This window comes from Komagataeibacter kakiaceti JCM 25156, assembly GCF_000613305.1.
The window spans coordinates 1-2,068 of record NZ_BAIO01000422.1 but is presented as its reverse complement, the minus strand read 5'-3'; the positions used below and the strand labels follow the sequence as shown (position 1 = coordinate 2,068).

The window sequence follows — 2,068 nt, the reverse complement described above, 5'->3', positions numbered from 1 at the left end:
GCATTGCGGGCATGTCGCAGGCCGCGCACCGCATTGTGGAGGTACGCGTGGGCCAGAGCGAGATGCTGGCGGGCGATAGCTGGACCCTGACCGAGGTCCACCCCGCGCAGGGGCCGAACTACACCGCGCTGGTCGCCACCATCGAGGTACGCCACGATGGCAGGCTGATCACCACGCTCCACCCCTCCAAGCGGACATTCGCCAGCCAGCACCAGACCACGACGGAAGTGGCGATCCACACCAACCTCATGGCCGACATCTACGGTGTGCTGGGCGACAGGCACGGCACCGATGCCGACCCCACCTACGTACTGCGGCTGCATTACAACCCGCTGGCCCCATGGATGTGGCTGGGGGGACTGGTCATGGCGTTTGGCGGCGCGCTTTCCCTTTCCGACCGGCGGGTGCGCGTGGGCGCGCCGCGCCGGGCCAGGACGGCTGATATGGTGGTGGCACGATGAGCGGTCCCTCCTTCCTCCCCCACGCGGCGGCGCGTGCTCATGGCGGCCCCGCTGGTTGTCGCCGCCGGTGCGGGCGTCGGGTTCTGGCGGATGCTTTCGGGCATGTCGCATGGATCGTTTGACCCGCATGACATCCACGCCCCGGTCCTCAACCGCCCGGTGCCGGATTTCTCTCTGCCCGACCAGGCGCCGGGAACCGGCTTTTCCGCGCAGGACCTGCGTGAGCTGAAAAGCCCGGTCCTGGTCAATTATTTCGCATCGTGGTGCATTCCCTGCGTGGCGGAAATGCCGGTGCTGAACGGGCTGAAGGACCGCCTGCCGATCTGGGGCATCGCGTACAAGGACAAGCCCGAACATGCGCTGGGGTTCGTGCAGCGCGCGGGCAATCCCTATACCCGCATCGCCGCCGATCATGACGGGCTGGCCGCGATCGACTGGGGGGTGTCCGGCGTGCCCGAAACCTTCCTGATCGGGCCGGGGGGCGTGATCCGCTGGCATACGGCCTCCCCCATTACCGAGACCATGATTACCGGCACGATCCTGCCGCTGGCGGGCAGCCTGAAGCCATGAAAACCCTTTTCTCCCGCCGGACCGGCATGATGGCGGTGCTGGCCTGCCTGCTTTTCGCCCCCATGGTGGCGATGGCGGTGGATGATCCGTCCGAGATGCTGCCCGACCCGGCGCAGGAACAGCGCGCCGAGGCCATTGGCGCCCAGTTGCGCTGTCTCGTGTGCCAGAACGAATCCATCGAGGACAGCAGCGCCGACCTGGCCCGTGACCTGCGCCATGTGGTGCGCGAACATGTGGCGAAGGGGGAAAGCGACCACCAGATCATGGACTGGATGGTCAGCCGCTATGGCAACTTCATCCGCCTGCGCCCGCCGCTTACGCTGGGCACGCTGCTGCTGTGGGTCATGCCGCTGCTGGCGCTGGGGCTGGGCATCGGGGTGGCGTGGTGGACGTTGCGCAAATCCATTGTAACACCCCCGCCCCTGACGGATGAGGAGCGCCGCCGCCTGTCCGACCTGACCCGAACACGCCGAGAGTGACATGATCTGGATTGGTATCTGCCTGCTTGGCGTGATTGCACTGCTGCCCGCCCTGCTTTCCCTGCGGCGCGCCACCTTGCTACGTGATGAACGTGAATCCGCGCTGGCGCTGCATCAGGCCCAGTTGGCCGAACTGGAGCGCGACCTGAACGAAGGCATGATCGCCGCATCCGAACATGACAGCGCGCGGCTGGAAATCCAGCGCCGCCTGCTGGGTGCTGACAGCCTGCCCGCGCCCGAGATGCGGAAGGGCGCATCCACGGGCGCGATCATCGCCTGCCTGACGGGCCTGCCCGTTGCCGCCGTCGCGCTGTACCTGAGCGTGGGCCATCCCGGCCTACCCGCGCAGCCCGCTGGCCCCGCGCCTTGCGGCCATCCAGAAGGAAGACCATCGCAATGATGCGATCATCGACCGGCTACGCGAACAGTTGAAGCTGATCCCGCCGGGCGATCCCAGCCTGTTCCAGGGCTATGTGCTGCTGGGCCAGGCGGAGGCGGGGCGCGACCATTACGCCGCCGCCGCGCAGGCATGGCGGAGCGCGATCGAACAGCGTTTCG

The 2,068-nt window shown here is 67.3% G+C and carries 4 protein-coding genes; all 4 read left to right on the top strand.

Annotated elements, in window-relative coordinates; all coding sequences use genetic code 11:
* A partial coding sequence (locus JCM25156_RS24890; RefSeq protein ID WP_277909471.1) for a cytochrome c-type biogenesis CcmF C-terminal domain-containing protein occupies positions 1 to 461 on the top strand: 461 nt, incomplete at its 5' end.
* Between the two features lie 39 nt (positions 462 to 500).
* Entirely contained in the window at positions 501 to 1,031 is a 531-nt protein-coding gene (locus JCM25156_RS14710) for a DsbE family thiol:disulfide interchange protein (RefSeq protein ID WP_025813670.1), read from the top strand.
* Positions 1,028 to 1,510 carry a cytochrome c-type biogenesis protein gene (locus JCM25156_RS14705; protein WP_025813669.1) on the top strand — a complete coding sequence of 161 codons (483 nt, stop codon included), beginning with the start codon at positions 1,028 to 1,030 and terminating at the stop codon, positions 1,508 to 1,510. The genes JCM25156_RS14710 and JCM25156_RS14705 overlap by 4 nt, the downstream gene beginning before the upstream one ends.
* A 1-nt stretch (position 1,511) precedes the next feature.
* Positions 1,512 to 1,910 carry a c-type cytochrome biogenesis protein CcmI gene (gene ccmI / locus JCM25156_RS24885; RefSeq protein WP_242402678.1) on the top strand — a complete coding sequence of 133 codons (399 nt, stop codon included), beginning with the start codon at positions 1,512 to 1,514 and terminating at the stop codon, positions 1,908 to 1,910.
* Positions 1,911 to 2,068 lie beyond the last annotated feature (158 nt).

Bases quoted from the DNA above. Each gene is read 5' to 3' on its own strand.
- JCM25156_RS14710 (WP_025813670.1), top strand. From the start codon at position 501: ATGGCGGCCCCGCTGGTTGTCGCCGCCGGTGCGGGCGTCGGGTTCTGG.
- JCM25156_RS14705 (WP_025813669.1), top strand. From the start codon at position 1,028: ATGAAAACCCTTTTCTCCCGCCGGACCGGCATGATGGCGGTGCTGGCC.
- ccmI (WP_242402678.1), top strand. From the start codon at position 1,512: ATGATCTGGATTGGTATCTGCCTGCTTGGCGTGATTGCACTGCTGCCC.